Source organism: Blautia sp. HCN-1074 (genome assembly GCF_037890165.1).
In the GTDB taxonomy this organism is placed as follows: Bacteria; Bacillota; Clostridia; order Lachnospirales; family Lachnospiraceae; genus Blautia_A.
The window spans coordinates 17,625-36,816 of sequence record NZ_JBBKBP010000029.1 but is presented as its reverse complement, the minus strand read 5'-3'; the positions used below and the strand labels follow the sequence as shown (position 1 = coordinate 36,816).

Genomic DNA, 19,192 nt, shown 5'->3' with positions numbered 1-19,192 from the left:
TAAAACCGCATTTATGTAAGTAAAACGGTTTACTGGAGAGGGGAATTTGCAGTAATCTGCAATTCCCTTCTTTTATCTTTGACAGATTGGAGCGAACACATGGTTAAATATATATTAAAAAAATTACTGCAGATGATTCCGATGCTCCTTGTGATTAGTCTTATAGTTTTTCTGGGATTAAGAGCTACAGGAATTGATCCTATTACTTATATGGTGAGCATGGAAGTACAGGCACAATCGCCGGAAATTGTTGCAGAACTCAGAGAAAGCTTGGGATTGAATGATCCTCTAATCGTTCAATATTTTAACTGGCTGAAACAAATTGTTACCGGAGATCTCGGATATTCGTTTAGTGGACAGAGTATTGCATCTATTGTAGCTGTCAGACTGCCATATACATTGGAATTGTCGGGGTATGCGCTGGTATTCAGTACGGTTATTGGAGTAGCAATTGGAATCATCAGTGCAGCCAGACAAAATGGTATAGTAGACTATATTGGAAGGATTTTTGCAGTACTGGGACAGGCTGTGCCACAGTTTTTAGTCGGCATTATTCTGATTCAGATTTTTTCTATTAAACTTGGCTGGTTTCCTTCAGCGAATCGAGTCAGTCCAGATGCGACGAATAAAATATGGGATGCGTTTATACATCTGTTTTTGCCAGTGTTGACTTTGACAATTGGTATGGTTGCAGTGTTGATGCGTTATGCAAGAAATACAATGTTGGATGTAATGAATAGTGATTATATTCGGACAGCCAGATCGAAGGGAATTCCAGAGTATAAAGTTTATATGAAACATGGATTTAGAAACGCAATGAAACCTGTTCTGATTATTGTTATGTTTAGAATTCCAGTACTCATTGGTGGTTCTGTTGTTATTGAATCGGTGTTTTCATATCCTGGTATTGGATTAACAATGACGAATGCGATCGTATCAAATGATTATCCGACAGTTATGGTTATTACTCTGATTATTGCAGCTGTAATGCTAATCTGTTCGTTTATGGTAGATGTTATGAATGCTCTTCTTGATCCGAGAGTAAGACTGAGTGAATAGTTAAGGAGGTTGCTATGGATAATATAAAAACGGTAAGTATTAAAGAACAGAATAAAAGTGCTGCCTCCTCATTGATGAAGAAAAATATTCGTAAATTTCTGAGAAATAAACTGGCGGTTTTAGGACTGGTTATTGTGGTAGTAATGATTATAGCCAGTATCATGAGTGTGGTATTAAAGTTAAATTATTCTACGCCAGATCTTAGAAATATGAAGGTGGCACCAGGTACGGAAGGACATATTTTTGGAACAGACACAATTGGAAGGGATTTGTTTGCGAGGGTATTATATGGAGGCTGTTATTCTATTTTTATCGGTGTATTTTCTTCTGTGATGTCTGGTATTATTGGGGCGGTTCTTGGTGCGATTGCGGGATATTTCGGAGGGAAGGCAGATAAGCTTCTGGTGAGAATATCAGAATTATTTCAGACTTTTCCACAGCTTGTATTGGTTATGATGTTGGTTGCGATTTCAGGGACCAGAGGAATGACAAACATTATTATGATTTTTACATTTACAGGATGGATGACTACTTTCCGTATGGTAAGAAATGAGTTCATGAGTATAAAGTCAGAGACTTATGTAAAAGTCTGTGAAGCTTTTGGAATGAACAGAATTAATATTATGTTTAAACAGATTTTGCCAAATGTAATGACTCCGATTATTGTATCTACGACGACTAATGTGGCTGTATATATTCTTCAGGAGGCAACGTTGAGTTTTATAGGGCTTGGAATTTCAGATCAAACTCCGACCTGGGGAAACATATTAAATGCGGCAAAGAGTGTATCTGTAGTTACAAATCAATGGTGGATATGGGTGTTCCCGGGACTTGCAATTACATTGTTTGTACTTGCAATCAATTTTTTGGGAGATGGCCTTCGAGACGTACTTGATGCAAAACAACAGTAGGAGGAAACCCGGATGAATAATAAGGAAATAATATTAGATGTAAAGAATTTAAATACCAGTTTTGTATCAGACCGTAAAGAAGTAAAAATTGTAAAGAATGTTTCGTTTCAATTGAAAAGAGGTCATGCACTTGCTGTGGTAGGAGAGTCTGGATGTGGAAAGAGTGTGACTATGAATTCTATCATGAGATTTCTTGGAAGAAATGCTGTAATTCATGCAGATAAAGTTCAATATAATGCATTGCACGATGGCATAGTAAAAGAATATCATCTGGAACAGTATAAAAATCCGAATGGACCGGAGATGAGGAGTTTGAGAGGACCGGAGATGAGCATGGTTTTTCAGGATCCTATGTCAAGCTTGAATCCTGTATATAAAGTAGGGGATCAGGTAGCAGAAGGGTTGTTGCAGCATAATAAGGGTATGACGAAAAAAGAAGCCAGACAAAAAGTACTGGAAATTTTTAATAAGCTTGGAATCCCGGATCCTGAAGAGAGAATCAATAGTTATCCGCATCAGTTTTCGGGAGGAATGAAGCAGAGGGTTGTCATCGCAATTGCTATGATCTGTAATCCGGAATTGATTATTTGCGATGAACCTACAACTGCATTGGATGTTACTATACAGGCTCAGATCATGGAACTGTTAAAATCTATGCAGATGCAGGAAGGAAAATCCATTGTATTGATCACTCACAATATGGGACTTGTAGCAGAAATGGCGGATGAGGTCTGTGTAATGTATATGGGAAGAATTGTAGAGTTTGGTACTTTGGAAGATATTTTTGACAGAACTTCTCATCCATATACCAAAGCATTGCTTCGGAGCGTTCCTGTTCTGGGGCTTGCAGATGGACAGAAGCTGGAGACGATTCCTGGTTCTACACCTAATCCGGCAGATTTAAAAGGCGGTTGTGAATTTGCGGACCGATGTGATCAGTGCTGTGACGAGTGTAGAGAGAAAGACATTCCGTTATTTGAAGTCTCATCAGGACATCATGTACGTTGTCTGAAATATAAAGATTATCCGGAGGTAAACTGATATGAATGAAAAAAAAGAAGTTATTTTTAGAGCGGAAAATCTTCAGACATGGTTTCCGATTACCAAGGGACCGTTTAAAAAAGTTGTAGGACATGTGAAGGCAGTGGATGGAGTTGATATTGAAGTTTATAAAGGCGAAACGCTGGGGATTGTAGGCGAATCAGGATGTGGAAAGTCTACACTTGGTAAAACGCTTATGATGTTGGAACATGCCACAGGGGGTCATGTGTTTTTCAATTATGACAATGAATTCAGAGATATTACGGCTTTCAATAAAAAAGAGATGTTTGACTTCAGAAGAAAAGTACAGATGGTTTTTCAGGATCCGTATTCTGCCTTGAACCCTCAGAAAAAAATATACACATCATTTGAGGAACCGCTGAAAGTGCATGGAATGAGTTTGCAAGAAGAGCGAGAGGCAAGAATGCGGCAGGTTTTATCAATGGTCAACATCCAACCGGATTATCTTATGCGTTATCCACATGAATTTTCCGGTGGACAGAGACAGAGACTTTGCATTGCCAGAGCTTTGGAAGTGTTACCGGAGGTGTTGATCTGTGATGAACCGGTATCTGCTTTGGATGTATCAATTCAGGCACAGGTATTAAATTTGATGAAGGATATTCAGATGGAAATGAGACTGACATATTTGTTTATAGCACACGATTTAAGTGTTGTCCAGTATATGTCAGATAGAATTGCGGTTATGTATCTGGGAAAAGTCGTGGAAATCGCGGATAATAGAGCTTTGTATGATAATCCGCTTCATCCATACACACGGGCTCTCCTTTCGGCAATTCCTGTTCCGGATATTCATAGAAAAAAGAAAAGAGAGGTACTCGGAGGGGAAGTTCCAAGTCCTATTCATAAACCATCCGGGTGTGCATTTCATAATCGGTGTCCTCACTGCATGGAAATATGTAAAAAACAGGAACCCAAATTACAATCACATGGAGAAATGGGACATATGGTTTCGTGTTTCCTTTATCAGGATGAGAAAACTAAGGGGGAAAAATGAAATTAGAATCAGAGTTGCAATGTGATGTACTAATAGTCGGATCAGGGATTGCAGGACTTCAGGCAGCAGATGCGGCATCTGAAAAAGGTGCCCGAGTGATTCTTATCAGCCAGGGAGAATTGTTTTCAGGCGCGAGCTTTTATCCGGGCACGTGGGGATTTGGACTGATTGCACCAGATGGAGAGAATGATAAAAAAGATTTGGCAGAATCCATTCAGATTGTCGGAGAGGGAATGGCGGATCCGTTGTTGGTAGAGGCATTTGTGAATGGAATAGATCCGGGAATAGAATCTCTGAGAAGAAATGGACTGATACCAATGGAAGCCAGAGACAAGCAACAGTCTGAATTTATTCCGTGCTTTGACAGAAAACACAGGCATTGGATGGGGCTTTCGAAAGAAGCAATAAAAATTTTTTTTGGAAAACGCTTAATAGATAAGAATGTGAGGATTCTTTCTAATACTGTTTTGTTGGATCTAACAGAGATTGGACAGCGGATAGATGGTGCAATCGTATATCATCAGAAACGAATCATGTGGATTAAAAGTGGCTCTGTTGTATTGGCAACAGGAGGGCTTTCGGGATTATATCAAAGCAGATTGACAACAGAAGATGTTTCTTCTTTTTGCCATTGGGTGGCACTGAAGGTGGGAGCGCAGGCTGTAAATCTGGAATTTCAGCAGTTTATGCCGGGATATATAGAACCTGCTTTCGGAACTGTTTTTAATGAGAAAGCGTTTCAATGGTCTGAATTATTGAATGCTAATGGTGAAACGCTCTTTGACGAGAATAGAGACTTATATATCAGACGTTCCACGCATGGACCGTTTACATACAGTCTGGGAGATTATGGAATTGATTTTGCGATATTAAGCGAACGATATCATGGAGGAATACGACTTAGATATCGCTCTGATATTGAAAAAAATATGCCTGAATTTAGTAAAACATATTTTGAATGGCTACATCAGAAATATGGAATGACAGTAAAGGATATTATCAAAATTGGAATGTTTGCGCATGCTTCAAATGGAGGAATCTGTATTGATTCATATGGATATACAGGTGTACCTGGGTTATATGCAGCAGGTGAAATCACGGGAGGGATGCATGGTGCAAACAGAATTGGTGGTCTCTCTACAGCTAATGGAATTGTTTTTGGTAAAGCGGCAGGAGAATATGCGGCACAGTCTGGTAAATTGTCATCAAGGGGATATGTGATAGTTGAACCGAAAGGAAATGATAATGTGCTAGAAATAACAAGAAAAATTCGCGAAATCATGGACACGAGTTCTTTTCCGGAAAGAAATCAACATGATCTGAATCAGGGAATAGCAGAAATGGAAAGACTCAAAGAAAGACTAAGATGTGGCTGTGGGCAGGGTACAGGGAGTAAATCTGATGAAATTTGTGCTAAGACTCAAGTAGTACAGGCACAGATAAACACAGCCCTTTGCGTACTGAAAGCAGAATTACTTCGAGAAGAAAGCAGAGGAAGCCACTTTCGAATGGATTATCCAGACAAAAATGTAAATATGAATTTTCCAATTAGAATCAGAGCGGTAAACGGAGAAGTAGAAGCATGGTTTGATAAAACAGTCAGAAGATAGGGGGAGATCTAATATGATTTATACGAAGATTAAGAATATAGAGACTTATTTGGGGATTTCAAAGAATCTTGATACAGCGATTCGTTTTCTTAGGGAATATGATTTAAATGATTTAGGGAAAGGAAAAACGGTGATAGATCAAGATGAAGTATTTGTAAATCACTTTTGCTATCAGACTGTAGAGGAGAAAGATGCCTCGTGGGAAGGACATATCAGATATGCAGATATGCATATTTTGTTGAGCGGAAATGAAAAAATTGGTATAAGCAATTGTGAAGATCTTTCTGAGACAGAAAGGGATGAGGAAAAAGATTTTGTTGGATATGATGGTAAGGTGACGACATGGGTTTTGATGGATAATGCAAAAGTATTAATTGTGTTTCCGGAGGATGTTCATATGGTAAAAGTAAAAAATACTGAAAATAGTGATGTTGATAAGCTGGTTTTTAAAATTAAAATAAAATAACAGGAGGATAATAAAATGAAGGATATCACAAAATATCAGGGAATTATTCCGGCGTTTTATGCGTGCTATGAGGATGATGGAGAAATCAGCCCTGAAAGAGTGGAGACATTGACTAAGCATTTGATTGAAAAAGGTGTGAAAGGAGTTTATGTTGGAGGTTCTTCAGGAGAATGTATTTACCAGAGCGTTGAGGAGAGAAAAATTGTTCTGGAGCATGTGATGAAGGCGGCTGAGGGAAAACTTACCGTGATTGCTCATGTAGCTTGTAATAATACTTCAGACAGTAAGAAACTTGCAGCTCATGCGCAGGCTCTGGGTGTAGATGCAATTGCAGCGATTCCTCCTATTTATTTTCATCTACCGGAATATGCGATTGCAGAGTATTGGAATGATATTTCCAGTGCGGCACCAGACACTGATTTCGTTATTTATAATATCCCACAGCTGGCTGGAGTAGCTCTTACAATGCCTTTGTTCCGTGAGATGAAGAAAAATCCTAGAGTAGCAGCTGTTAAGAATAGTTCTATGCCGGTACAGGACATTCAAATGTTTAAAATGGAGGGTGGAAAGGGTTTTGTGGTCTTTAATGGACCGGATGAGCAGCTTGTATCTGGGCTGGCGATGGGCGCAGATGGAGGGATTGGAGGTACTTATGGTGTGATGCCGGAATTGTATCTTAGGATTAAAGAACTTACAGATGTGGGGAAGATTGAAGAAGCCAGGGAAATTCAGTATGCTGCTGATGAAATTATCTATGGAATGTGCAGTTGTCATGGAAATATGTATGCAGTAATAAAAGAAATTCTTCGTATTCGTGAAAATCTGAATATTGGAGGAGTACGTAAACCGTTGCCGGAAATTATTCCTGAAGATATGAAACAGATAAAAAAATGCGCATCTATGATTGATGAAGCAATCAAGAAATTTTGTTGATTAAAAAGAATTTTAAAGAGAGGGTTACCTGAGGCAGATATAGGCTAAGAGGTAACCCTTTTTGTCGGATATGCCTCTGTTTAACATTGTGAAGTTGGGGAAAACAATGTGAACCATCATAAGAACTGTGATATTTGATATGGAAAAAGTGCCTGAACATCATCAATAAAACGGTTAGGGGTGTGGCAAATAGACGAAGCACTGCTGATCCAAAGATGGATTTCGAAAGAGATTAGCAGGGAATTGATGTTGCGAGTGAATAACTTATTTCAATGAGTTTTTAGATGCCAGTATCGATAATAAAACTTGCAGAAGCAAAATAAACCACCGGCTAAGCCGATGGTCATGATTGTATAATAATTTTATAATTTCTGAGAAGCTAAATAATAAGCGCCAAGAAGCCCCGCGGAGTTACCAAGTTGTGCACTGAAAATCTCTACATGTGTAAAGCTGGACATTATCATCTGAGGGATTCGTGTGTGAATCTGTTTAAGAATATAAGGCTGAACCATGATACCACCTCCGAGAATAATGCAGGAAGGATTAAAAATATGAATTAGTGTAGCAAGTCCCAGTACGATTTCATCAATCCATTTATTTACAACAGTTTTAATTTCTGGTCGTTCAAGATTCGCAAAAATCTGGCGTCCGTTGGTAAGCGATGAATCAACGGAAGAAACCATTTTGATAAGTGCAGTGGCAGAAGCGTAGCGTTCGTAACATCCATCAAATGGGTCAGTACTGGTAAGCTTTTCTTCTGCATGAGTGGTAATAGCACCAAACTCTCCAGCTGAGAAAGAAGAACCATGATAAATTTTCCCATTTTCAATAATAGCACCTCCAATTCCGGTTCCATATGTAAGGCACAGAAAAGAATGATTTCCCTTTCCTGCACCAAAAATGGCCTCTCCGAGTGCTGCACTGTTAACATCATTTTCTACAGCAACAGGAACATGAAAACGTTCCTGCAGGATTTTCTGGAATTGTGTGCCGGTATAATTAGGAATATTGCTGTTAGCATAAATAATAGAACCTTCCTGCGGATTGACCTGACCAGCAGTACTAATTCCGATGGCATCAAATGGGAGAGAGTGTTCGGCGAGACTACAAATGGTTTGCAGAATATGTGGTCCGCCCTTATATGCCTCAGTAGGACATTCGTTAATTGACAAGAGTTTTCCGCTCTGGCAGATACCGTATTTGATTGCGGTTCCACCGATGTCAAAGACCAGAATTTTCATGATTTTTTCCTTTCGATTATAGATAATAATGTTACTGTAAAATTGCGTTTTATTATAGATTCAGTATACCATATGATAATAGTAAAATCATCAAAAAGGAAGAAAAGTTTCAAAAAATAATATCTTAAAAAACTATTTTTATGCGAATAGTGAGAATGATTAAGAATATAGCGGAATGATAGAAAAAAATATGCCAATAAATATGAAAGCATTTTGATAAAGAATAAACAACTTGGGATATTGGAATATAAAGCCCTGTGATATATAATAAAAATAAACTATCATATGCGATAGAGAGTGCAAGAAAGGGAAATACAAATGAGATTAATAATCGTACGACATGGAGATCCGGATTATTCGATTGATTCACTTACTGAGAAAGGATGGAAAGAGGTAGAATATCTCTCAGAAAAATTGTCAAAGTTTGATGTAAAAGAGTTCTATGTTTCTCCACTTGGAAGAGCAAAAGACACCGCTTCTCTGACCTTGAAAAAGATGAATCGCACCGCTGTAGAATGTGACTGGCTGAGAGAGTTTGACGTTCTGATCGACCGTCCTGATGTTACAGACCGAAAGATTATCTTATGGGACTGGCTTCCGCAGGACTGGACGAAGGACGAGCGATTTTATCAGTATGACCACTGGTTTGAAAACGAAAGATTACAGAAAGCGGATGCAAAAGGCTATTATGACTATGTGACGGGAAAGTTTGATGAACTTCTGGCGTCTCATGGATATGTGCGGGAGGGACATTACTATAGAGCTGAGAAGGCAAATAATGATACACTGGTATTTTTCTGCCATTTTGGGTTGGAGTGTGTGTTACTTAGCCATCTGTTAAGTGTGTCTCCGATGGTGATGTGGCATGGATTTTGTGCTGCACCAAGTTCTGTTACAACAATAAATACCGAGGAGCGAAGAGAAGGAATTGCGAGCTTCCGTATCAGTGCATTTGGTGATATTTCACATCTTTATGCACATGATGAACCACCGGCATTTGCTGCCAGATTTTGTGAAACATATGATAATAAAGAGGAGCGCCACGACTGAATATATATGGTAGAAAGGAAATAAAAATATTGATATCAAAGACAATGAAAGCAATTTTGCATACACTTTCCTATGGAAATATAGAGGTAGAAAATTCCAGAAAAATGGCAGACCTGAAACAGTTGGATGCCACACGTATTTTTTTGAAAAAACTGGATGCCAAAGTTTATAATGGCGATTATGAAGTACCGATCAGATTGTATTTTCCGACGGAGGAAGCGATGCAGGCAGGGATTGTGGAAGGAAATACCTTTCCAATTCTGCTGTTCTTCCATGGCGGAGGCTGGGTAACTGAGAGTGTAGAGAATTATGATCGTGTCTGCTCCAGAATGGCTCAGGCAACTGCACATATCGTGGTTTCCGTAGAATACAGGCTGGCGCCGGAACATAAATTTCCGATTCCATTGGAGGATTGTTATGCTGCGGCAAAAGCGCTTTATATGAACCAGCTGATTCTGAATACAGACCCCGAGAAGATTACGATCATCGGTGACAGTGCGGGTGGAAATCTGACTGCGGCAGTGTGTCTGATGGCGAGAGACAGAGGTGAGTTTACACCGCGCCGGCAGATACTTATCTATCCGGCATTGGGAAACTGTTATACAGAGGAATCACCATACAGATCAGTACATGAAAATGGCAGTGATTATCTGCTGACAGCGGTAAAAATGGAGGATTACCTTACTCTTTATCAAAGGACAGCAGAGGACAGACAGAACCCATACTTTGCGCCGATTCTTGAAAAAAATCTGAGAAATCTGCCGGAAACATTAATTCTTACAGCAGAATATGATCCTCTCAGAGACGAAGGGGAAGTATATGGAAGAAAGCTTCAGGCGGCAGGAAATCATGTGGAAGTTTATAGAATTCACGGAGCGTTTCATGGATTTTTTGCACTGGGGATTAAGTTTCTGCATGTACAGGAAAGCTTCCAGTATATTAATGGATTTTTGAATAAAAGTTATGAGAAAATCCTTTAATCGAATTAAGTAAGTGACGAAAGAGGATAATGAGAAAGAAAGCAGGAAAACTATGGATACAGGATATTCAAAATGGAGAAAACTGGATAATGCAGCACTGGCATTTCCACTGGTAAGCGGAAAAAATGATACCAGAGTATTTCGTTTTTACTGTCAGTTAAAAGAAAAGGTCGACGGAGAAATTCTTCAATCCGCGCTGGATCAGACAATGGAGAAATATCCATTATTTCAGGCGGTTTTGCGAAAAGGATTGTTCTGGTTTTATCTGGAACACAGAGATATCAGAGCGGTTGTAAAACAGGAGACAGAACCGCCATGCAGCCGCCTGTATATTCCGGATAAAAAATCTCTTTTATTTCAGGTGACTTATGATAAAGACAGGATTAACTTCGAGGTGTTTCATGCATTGACAGACGGCACCGGAGCAATGCATTTTTTGCAGGAATTGGTGCAGAATTATCTTATTCTGGCTCATCCGCAGGACGATATTCCGCGAATAGAAAATGCAGAAGAAGTCACTCATGGAGATAAAGAAGAGGACAGTTTTTCGCAGTATTATTCTTCCGATATGCCAAAGAATAAAGAGAAGAAAGAGACAGCAGTGAAGCTGAAAGGTGAGAAGTTGGTTCATTCAGATATGCATATCACAGAGGTGGTTCTTTCGGTGAAGGATATTCATCAGAAGGCGCGTTCTTATGGTGCTTCTATCACAGTATTGTTAACTGCAATGATGTTATGTTCTATCAGAGAAGAAATTCCGAAAAACCAGCAGAAACGACCGGTAACATTAATGATACCGGTGAATCTGAGAAATTATTTTCCATCTCAGTCCATGACAAACTTCTTTGGCTGGATTGAAGTCGGATATACATTTTCAGAAACAACAACCTTTGAAGAAGTAGTAGCAGATGTAAAAAGGCAGTTTGAGCAGGAACTTGTGAAAGATAAAATTGCCATGCATATGAATGGCTATGTAAGAATCGAAAAGAATCCTTTTGTGAGAGCTGTTCCGCTGGAGATTAAGAAATATTTCCTGATGATAGGCGCTAATCTGGGAAGCAGAAGTATTACTGCAGTTTATTCTAATATTGGTATTATCCGTCTTCCGGAAGAGTATAAAGAATACATTCAGCATTTTGGGATATTTGCCAGTCCCAATTCACTCCAGATATGTTCCTGTTCTTATGGAGATGAAATGGTTGTGGGATTTACTTCCAAGATACCGGATGACAGTATTCAGAGAAATTTTCAGAGAATGCTTGGTGAAGAACAAGTTGCTCATCGGGAACTGAAGAATGAATTTCCAGGATATGGAGAGAAACAGAAACTGGAGAAGAAAGAGAACCAGAGAATTGTTCAGACTTTCAGTTTTCTGTGTCTGGCGATAGCAGTGGTCTGTGGGATGATTAATTTTATGACCACCGGTATGTTAAACTGGTTCTGGTTTGCAGGGGCGGGATGTGCCTGTGCCTGGCTGGTAGTTATGGTAGCATATTTTAAAAGAAGGAACATTCTTAAGAATGAAATGTGGCAGCTGTTGATCATATCTGTGATAGCAATTTTTTGGGATTGGTTTATCGGATGGAGAGGCTGGTCTGTAGATTTTGTTCTTCCTTTTGGGGCATTGGCGGTACAGTTTTCCATTCCTGTAATTGCAAAAGTGAACCGTCTGGAACGGGAAGAATACCTGTTTTATCTTGTTCAGGCAGGTGTTGCGGGACTGATTCCAATAGTTCTTGTATGGACGGGAATTGTGAGATTGGTATATCCTTCGGTTGTCTGTGCGGGGATTAGTTTTCTCACTGTGGCGGCATTATTTATTTTCTGTCTCAAAGATACTCTGCAGGAGTTTCATAAAAAACTTAGAATGTAGTTGACATGTGGACTGCAAAATATTATACTTTATTACTGTAAAAGAACAGGGGAGCTTGTGACAGCAGGCTGAGAGGAAGTCATCAACTTCGACCCTTATACCTGATTTGGATAATGCCAACGTAGGAACGTATATGATAGTGAATTTACGGGAGATACTTTGGTATCTCCTTTTTTATGTGGCTATATGATATCTATCTGAAACAGGAGTAGTTACCGAATATAAAATGAACAGTAACTACAGCAATTTGCATTATTTTGTGGAATTGCTATAGTGTATCAACAAGAGAAAACAACTTGTTGGTAGACTTGAATTGAATATTGGAAAAATGAGAGTGAACAGAGTTCATGAAGGGGTGCACCACCGCGGGTACATTCTTTTGTGGACTCCTTTTTTATACTATTGGAAATTCTTCCATATTGTTCCGTTGATATGAAAATATGGAAAAATGTCTGTTTTACTCCCATTTATTTCCGGAAAAGGAGAGGAACATGTTTACAGTAAACGGAACGAAAAAAGAACTGCCGGGTGTATTTTCTGTGAAAGAATATCTGGAACAGAATGGATATGTGATCAGTCAGATCGCAGTAGAGTTAAATGAAGAAATTCTGCCAAAAACAGAGTATGTGAGCACTGTTTTGAAGGATGGAGACGTAATGGAAATAGTAAGCTTTATGGGTGGCGGAAGCTGCTGATACAAGTAAGTCCCCACCCACTGCTTATTGCTCTTCGCAACCTCCGCAGGGGACTTACTTGATTCGGTTAAACAACTATGATATTTCAGGAAAGAAGGACATAAATAATGAGTACAATTGCAAACACAAATAATGAAAAGAAATACGAGGACAAATTAGTTTTAGGAGGACATGAATTTACCTCCCGTTTTATTCTGGGATCAGGTAAATTTTCACTGGATCTGGTGAAAGCATGTATCGAAAAAGCGGATGCACAGATTATTACACTGGCTTTACGTCGCGCAAATGAAGGCGGACTTGCAAATATTCTGGATTATATTCCAAAGAATGTGACCTTGCTTCCGAACACATCAGGAGCAAGAAATGCACAGGAGGCAGTCCGTATCGCCAGATTATCAAGAGAGATCGGATGCGGAGATTTCGTAAAGATTGAAGTTATGCATGATTCTAAATATCTTCTTCCGGATAATTATGAGACAATCAAAGCAACAGAGATTCTTGCAAAAGAAGGCTTTGTGGTAATGCCATATATGTATCCTGATTTAAATGTTGCAAGAGATCTGGTAAACGCAGGAGCAGCCTGTATCATGCCGCTGGGCTCTCCGATTGGATCAAATAAAGGTCTCTGCACAAAAGAATTTATACAGATTCTGATTGATGAGATTGACCTTCCAATCATTGTAGATGCAGGAATCGGAAGACCTTCCCAGGCGTGCGAAGCCATGGAGATGGGAGCTTCAGCAGTAATGGCAAATACTGCGATTGCAACAGCTGGGGATGTACAGGTGATGGCAGAAGCATTTAAGAAAGCTATTGAAGCAGGAAGAAGTGCTTATCTGTCTGGTCTTGGCCGTACATTAGACAAAGGCGGCAGTGCATCTTCTCCGCTGACGGGATTCCTTCATGATTAAGATATTTTTATTTAGTATATATAACATATTACATAAATTTGGAGGAAATATAAGATGGAAGCAGAAACAAAAACAATTCCAGAACACGGGGAACATTTTAATGAAAGTATTGTAAATGAAGTGATTCTGGAGGACATGAAAAAAAACAGAATCGATCATATGAAATATCTTCCTGGAATGGAAGTTCTGGAAGAGTCAGATGTAATGGAGCAGGTAATCTCCGCAATGCAGGAATATGATTATGATAAATATACGGCAGCAGATGTGCGCAGGGCATTGGCGCATGATAACCGTACTTTGGAAGATTTTCAGGCATTGCTTTCTCCGGCAGCATTGCCGTTGCTGGAAGAGATTGCACAGGCAGCACAGATAGAAACAAGAAAACATTTTGGAAACAGTGTATATATGTTTACACCGATTTATATCGCTAATTACTGCGAAAATTATTGTATTTATTGTGGATTTAACTGCCATAACAAGATTCGCAGGGCACAGTTAAATGAAGAAGAAATTGATAAAGAAATGTCTGCAATCGCAAAGACAGGACTACAGGAAATTCTGATTCTGACAGGAGAAAGCAGAGCGAAATCGGACGTAAAATATATTGGAGAAGCATGTAAGATTGCAAGAAAATATTTCAAAGTTATTGGTCTTGAAGTATATCCGATGAACTCTGATGAGTATGCGTATCTGCATGAATGCGGAGCAGATTATGTAACTGTTTTTCAGGAAACATATAATTCCGATAAGTATGAGACTCTGCATCTGGCAGGACATAAACGTATTTTTCCATATCGTCTGAATGCGCAGGAACGTGCATTAAAAGGTGGAATGCGAGGAGTAGGATTTGCAGCACTTCTGGGACTTGATGATTTCCGGAAAGATGCCTTTGCAACGGGATATCATGCATGGCTGCTCCAGCGAAAATACCCTCATGCAGAGATTGCTTTCTCCTGCCCGAGACTTCGCCCGATCATTAATAATGACAGAATCAATCCGATGGATGTACATGAGCCACAGCTGCTTCAGGTAGTATGTGCATATCGATTATTTATGCCATTTGCAAGCATTACTGTTTCTACAAGGGAATGCGAGTGTGTGAGAGATAATCTGGTAAGTATCGCGGCAACAAAGATATCAGCTGGCGTAAGTACAGGAATCGGAAGCCATGTAGAAGACATAGAAGATAAAGGAGATGACCAGTTTGAGATTTCTGACGGAAGATCTGTAAATGAGGTTTATCAGGCGCTTCTGGATCATAATCTTCAGCCGGTTATGAATGATTATGTGTACCTCTGATTTTTATAAAAATGTGATTGCGGTGACCAACAGATCTCTGTGTGAACGTCCTTTTCCGGAGCAGATAGAAAGAGTATGCAATTGTCATCCTAAAGCAATAATACTGAGAGAGAAAGATCTGCCGGAGGAAGAATATCTTCTTCTGGCAGAGAAAATATTGAACATCTGCCGGGAATATGATGTTCCCTGTATGCTTCATACTTATATAAATACAGCCAGAAAACTGGAACATCCTTTTATCCATCTTCCGTTATTTCTTCTGAAAGAATACCAAGGAAAACTTGTGAATTTCCGGGGAATTGGATGTTCAGTTCATTCTGTAGAAGATGCCCTGGAAGCACAGAAATTGGGTGCAACTTACCTTACAGCCGGTCACATTTATACAACTAATTGTAAAAAAGGACTTCCGCCAAGAGGACTGAAGTTTCTTTGGGATGTTTGTGATTCTGTGACGATTCCGGTGTATGCAATAGGTGGAATCCATCCAGGAACAGAGCAGATATCTGAAGTGATAGCACGAGGTGCTGCTGGTGGGTGTATTATGTCTGATATGATGAAAATATAGTAAAAGAACATATTAAGCTGTATGAATATTTGAAACAAATGGAAGAAATTTTACTTGATCTGGTTAAATAAGAGAGTGTTAGTTTTGGACTATTTCTGTGATATAAACGGAAATCATATGGATAAAAAATAAGGATTTTTCAGATATAATTATGCGTGTATAGAAATATAAAAGCCACATTTATTCGACGATTACTAATGAATAAAGTAATTCGAAAATGTGGCTTTTATCAGGAGGGGTACAAGCCCCTCCTGATAAAAGAAGGAATCATTCATCAAAAATAGTAACGATTTCTCCATCCAGAATACGATTTGTATTCTTTACAGCACAGAAGTTACCACACATACTGCAGGTATCTTCTTTTTCCGGCTTTGCTTCTGCACGATAGCGTCTTGCTTTCTCCGGATCCATGCTGAGTTTGAACATTTCTTCCCAGTCAAGGCGTTTTCTGGCTTCGCTCATCTTGTAATCCCAATCGGCAGCACCAGGAATTCCTTTTGCAATATCAGCTGCATGGGCTGCGATTTTAGCTGCAATAATACCCTCTTTTACATCAGCTGCATTTGGCAGACGAAGATGCTCAGCAGGAGTTACATAGCACAGGAATGCAGCTCCTGAATATGCAGCAATAGCTCCTCCGATTGCAGATGTGATGTGATCATATCCAGGAGCAACATCTGTTACGAGTGGTCCAAGTACATAGAAAGGAGCACCATGGCACAGTGTTTTCTGAATTTCCATATTGGCTGCGATCTGGTTCATTGGCATATGTCCAGGACCCTCGATCATAACCTGAACATCCTTATCCCATGCACGTTTTGTGAGTTCGCCAAGAGTGATCAGCTCTTCGATCTGGGCAGTATCTGTTGCATCAGCAAGACATCCCGGACGACATGCATCACCGAGACTTAAGGTGATATCGTACTCTCTGCAGATATCAAGGATTTCATCAAAATGTTCATAGAATGGATTCTCTTTTCCTGTCATTTCCATCCATGCGAACATAATAGAACCGCCTCTGGAAACGATATTCATGAGACGTTTATTCTGCTTAAAACGTGCTGCAGTTGCACGATTCATACCACAATGGATAGTCATGAAATCAACACCATCTTCTGCATGCATACGAACGATATCAATCCACTCTTCGGATGTGATTTTTCCAAGAGCTTTGTGGTAATATACAACTGCATCATAGATCGGAACGGTGCCGATCATTGCCGGACATTCGGAAGTGAGTTTGCGGCGGAAGCTTCTGGTGTCACCGTAAGAGCTGAGATCCATGATTGCTTCTGCACCCATTTCTACTGCAGAATGTACCTTTTCATATTCCATATCAACGTCTTTCCAGTCTCTGGAAACACCTAAATTTACATTGATTTTGGTAGTCAGTTTTGCACCGACACCGCTTGGACTGATGCATTTATGATTCTTATTGCATGGGATAATGACCTGTCCTTTTGCAATCAGTTCTCTTAATTCTTCCACATCAAAATGTTCTTTCTCTGCTACGATTTCCATCTGCGGTGTGATGATTCCGTGACGCGCTGCGTCCATCTGTGTTGTGTACTGTGTCATTTTTTCCTCCTTGCCCTGCACTGTGGGCTTCTAAATGAACTGCGCCTCCTGCATATAGCAGGGACTTGCACCTGCGCATATTCGTAAGTTTTCGGGTAAACTTTTGCGATGTGACAGAGAGTGGTGCCCCCGGTCTGTCGTAATAATTAAGATGGGGAAGTGATCTATATGACAATATATGAACGTAAAAATATCCGAAGAAATATATTTTTTATATATTATTATGAATTTCCCTGGATTTTTTCGGATAAAAAAGGAAAGACTGCAATACGCCAACAAGCATACTGCAGTCCGGAAGAACTATAACTTTCCCTACGTTGGCATTATCCAAATCAGGTTATGGGTTAAAGCGATACAGCTTACTCTCAGCCTGCTTACACAAGCACCCCTTGTCTTAATTGCTCACATTGTAACACTTTGATATGAGAAAGTCAATAACAATTCATGATCCAAAGTGGTCAAACTAAAGACATATTATATACTTTAGCATAGGAATGCCATGTTTTGTTCTTGACTTTTTTATTGGCAATTATTTTAATTCCATATTTGAAATTCTTTTTCATTCCTGTAAGAGTGAATGAGTTGGAAGTAGTTGTATTCACTTTTTTGAAAGAACTGTTTCCCGGGTATTTGATATAAACAGTATAGTTTGTTGCACCGGAAATTCTATTCCATTTTACAGACATTGAAGTGCTTGTATTACCCGCTTTCTGAAGTGTAACACCAGTAGCAACGTATCTGGTTGTAGCTGAAGAACTTACATAACGTTTATTATTCAGAATGATGTACGGATAAATTTTCACCTGATAAAATGCAGTTCCGGACATAGGCAGGGTAAAGGAATATCTGGTATTAAAGTACTTTGTAACAGCTTTTTTAGAAGCGTAGCTTTGATAGATAACTTTATATCCGCTGATGGAATTTGAAGGATTTACAGTAGCCATATTGAAAGTATATCCATTTCCGGCAGCATAAGATGATTTAATATTTACACTGGTATAAAGTGTTGTGCATCCGGCTGTGCGGGAGCTTATTGCTGTTCCGGATGAATTTAAGGCAGTAAGTTTTATGTTGTAGGCAGTACCGGCTTTTAATTTATTTATCGTGACTTTATTTCGGGTATTACCGACATATCCCAGAAATCGGTAAGATGATGAATTAAAATTGCTGATACTGACAGCGTACTTATCAGCATTTGAAACAGAACTCCATTGAACGGTTATGGAATTTACAGAGGCAGCAACCTGTTGGATACCGGATCCAGAAGTAAGATAGGAAGCCGCTGCCGCTTGCGCATCAGAATCATCAACAGAAGGAGTATCTGTGTCTTCCTGAATTGAATTTGCAGACTGTTCTGCCAGTGAAAGTTGTGCAGTTGCTGCAAAAACAGCAGCGGTGGATGAAAATGTAAGAATTGCGCTAAGAGCGATGCTTACGAAAAATTTTTTAAAACTTCTTGCTTTCATGATAAAGACCTCCTTTTTAATACGATAAAATAATAAAAAAACTCCGTTAATGTTAAAAATATTTTAACATAACGGAGTTGGATTTCTGTAATTTCCTGTTATTGCTCAGGATATAATCTGATTGATATTGCAAGTTGATAAGACTATTCATCCCAGCCGTCATACATACGGATGTTGACCTGAATATTTCTTACAATATCACCTTCCAGAAGATCAAGGTCGGATTCATCGGAAATTGCAGGAAGATCCATTTCATCTTCCATTACTTCTGCATAGATCCAGTTATAAGCTGCTTCATTTGCATTGTCAATAGCGTCATCCAGAGTGTCGCCTTCTGCTTCACAGCATTCCAGATCCGGAAAGAATGCTTTATATTTGCCTTCTTCATTTTTGCGGAAAACCGCAGGATATATAAATTTCATTGAAAAACTCCTCACTTTCTGTCATAACGAAACGTTATATTTTTCTGTATGGTAAACGGAATGATATTTTTGTG

Annotated in this window: 18 protein-coding genes and 2 riboswitches; of the genes, 14 read left to right on the top strand and 4 right to left on the bottom strand. The window is 39.3% G+C overall.

The window, feature by feature from the left end; genetic code table 11:
* Positions 1 to 99 precede the first annotated feature (99 nt).
* From WKT11_RS17575 to WKT11_RS17545, 7 genes are read left to right on the top strand one after another with little or no spacing between them, the layout of a single operon-like run.
* Complete coding sequence (locus WKT11_RS17575; RefSeq protein ID WP_117676922.1) at positions 100 to 1,059, top strand: ABC transporter permease; 960 nt, start codon at positions 100 to 102, stop codon at positions 1,057 to 1,059.
* 14 nt (positions 1,060 to 1,073) lie between these two features.
* Positions 1,074 to 1,970: an ABC transporter permease gene (locus WKT11_RS17570; RefSeq protein WP_242986859.1), complete on the top strand. Its 897-nt coding sequence runs from the start codon at positions 1,074 to 1,076 to the stop codon at positions 1,968 to 1,970.
* Between the two features lie 12 nt (positions 1,971 to 1,982).
* Positions 1,983 to 3,011, top strand: coding sequence for an ABC transporter ATP-binding protein (locus tag WKT11_RS17565; RefSeq protein WP_117676921.1), 1,029 nt, complete (start codon positions 1,983 to 1,985; stop codon positions 3,009 to 3,011).
* Position 3,012: 1 nt separating this feature from the next.
* Entirely contained in the window at positions 3,013 to 4,029 is a 1,017-nt protein-coding gene (locus tag WKT11_RS17560) for an ABC transporter ATP-binding protein (RefSeq protein ID WP_117676920.1), read from the top strand.
* Positions 4,026 to 5,639, top strand: a complete 1,614-nt coding sequence (locus WKT11_RS17555; RefSeq protein ID WP_117676919.1) for an FAD-dependent oxidoreductase — start codon at positions 4,026 to 4,028, stop codon at positions 5,637 to 5,639. Before WKT11_RS17560 ends, WKT11_RS17555 begins: the two co-directional genes overlap by 4 nt.
* Positions 5,617 to 6,105, top strand: a complete 489-nt coding sequence (locus WKT11_RS17550; RefSeq protein WP_147324778.1) for a YhcH/YjgK/YiaL family protein — start codon at positions 5,617 to 5,619, stop codon at positions 6,103 to 6,105. Before WKT11_RS17555 ends, WKT11_RS17550 begins: the two co-directional genes overlap by 23 nt.
* 15 nt (positions 6,106 to 6,120) lie before the next feature.
* The gene (locus WKT11_RS17545; protein WP_117676917.1) at positions 6,121 to 7,038 is read left to right on the top strand and encodes a dihydrodipicolinate synthase family protein; all 918 of its coding nucleotides are present in this window, start codon (positions 6,121 to 6,123) and stop codon (positions 7,036 to 7,038) included.
* Between the two features lie 362 nt (positions 7,039 to 7,400).
* Here the strand turns inward: WKT11_RS17545 and WKT11_RS17540 are convergent, their stop codons facing one another.
* Positions 7,401 to 8,279, bottom strand: coding sequence for an ROK family protein (locus WKT11_RS17540; protein WP_117676916.1), 879 nt, complete (start codon positions 8,277 to 8,279; stop codon positions 7,401 to 7,403).
* 318 nt (positions 8,280 to 8,597) lie between these two features.
* On the opposite strand from WKT11_RS17540, the gene WKT11_RS17535 reads away from it, so the two are divergent.
* The 7 genes from WKT11_RS17535 (at position 8,598) to WKT11_RS17505 (ending at position 15,652) form a co-directional block, all read left to right on the top strand.
* Positions 8,598 to 9,329, top strand: a complete 732-nt coding sequence (locus WKT11_RS17535) for a histidine phosphatase family protein (protein WP_178762194.1) — start codon at positions 8,598 to 8,600, stop codon at positions 9,327 to 9,329.
* Positions 9,330 to 9,373: 44 nt separating this feature from the next.
* Positions 9,374 to 10,309, top strand: coding sequence for an alpha/beta hydrolase (locus tag WKT11_RS17530; RefSeq protein ID WP_117845432.1), 936 nt, complete (start codon positions 9,374 to 9,376; stop codon positions 10,307 to 10,309).
* Between the two features lie 52 nt (positions 10,310 to 10,361).
* Positions 10,362 to 12,182, top strand: coding sequence for a DUF6320 domain-containing protein (locus WKT11_RS17525; RefSeq protein ID WP_340285285.1), 1,821 nt, complete (start codon positions 10,362 to 10,364; stop codon positions 12,180 to 12,182).
* A 37-nt stretch (positions 12,183 to 12,219) separates the two neighbouring features.
* Positions 12,220 to 12,328: riboswitch (TPP riboswitch) on the top strand.
* A 345-nt stretch (positions 12,329 to 12,673) separates the two neighbouring features.
* On the top strand, positions 12,674 to 12,877 hold the full coding sequence (gene thiS / locus WKT11_RS17520) for a sulfur carrier protein ThiS (RefSeq protein WP_118137620.1): 204 nt from the start codon (positions 12,674 to 12,676) through the stop codon (positions 12,875 to 12,877).
* A 107-nt stretch (positions 12,878 to 12,984) separates the two neighbouring features.
* A complete protein-coding gene (locus WKT11_RS17515; protein ID WP_117676912.1) occupies positions 12,985 to 13,788 on the top strand; it encodes a thiazole synthase in 804 nt (267 codons plus the stop codon).
* A 54-nt stretch (positions 13,789 to 13,842) separates the two neighbouring features.
* A complete protein-coding gene (thiH, locus tag WKT11_RS17510; RefSeq protein ID WP_340285284.1) occupies positions 13,843 to 15,087 on the top strand; it encodes a 2-iminoacetate synthase ThiH in 1,245 nt (414 codons plus the stop codon).
* Complete coding sequence (locus tag WKT11_RS17505; protein WP_340285283.1) at positions 15,068 to 15,652, top strand: thiamine phosphate synthase; 585 nt, start codon at positions 15,068 to 15,070, stop codon at positions 15,650 to 15,652. The genes thiH and WKT11_RS17505 overlap by 20 nt, the downstream gene beginning before the upstream one ends.
* A 267-nt stretch (positions 15,653 to 15,919) precedes the next feature.
* On the opposite strand, the gene thiC is transcribed toward WKT11_RS17505, so the two are convergent.
* From thiC to WKT11_RS17490, 3 genes are all read right to left on the bottom strand, one after another.
* A complete protein-coding gene (gene thiC, locus WKT11_RS17500) occupies positions 15,920 to 17,230 on the bottom strand; it encodes a phosphomethylpyrimidine synthase ThiC (protein WP_117676910.1) in 1,311 nt (436 codons plus the stop codon).
* 291 nt (positions 17,231 to 17,521) lie between these two features.
* Positions 17,522 to 17,630: riboswitch (TPP riboswitch) on the bottom strand.
* Between the two features lie 58 nt (positions 17,631 to 17,688).
* On the bottom strand, positions 17,689 to 18,696 hold the full coding sequence (locus tag WKT11_RS17495; protein WP_117676909.1) for a fibronectin type III domain-containing protein: 1,008 nt from the start codon (positions 18,694 to 18,696) through the stop codon (positions 17,689 to 17,691).
* Positions 18,697 to 18,839: 143 nt separating this feature from the next.
* The gene (locus tag WKT11_RS17490) at positions 18,840 to 19,118 is read right to left on the bottom strand and encodes a type II toxin-antitoxin system HicB family antitoxin (RefSeq protein WP_117676908.1); all 279 of its coding nucleotides are present in this window, start codon (positions 19,116 to 19,118) and stop codon (positions 18,840 to 18,842) included.
* Between the last annotated feature and the right edge of the window lie 74 nt (positions 19,119 to 19,192).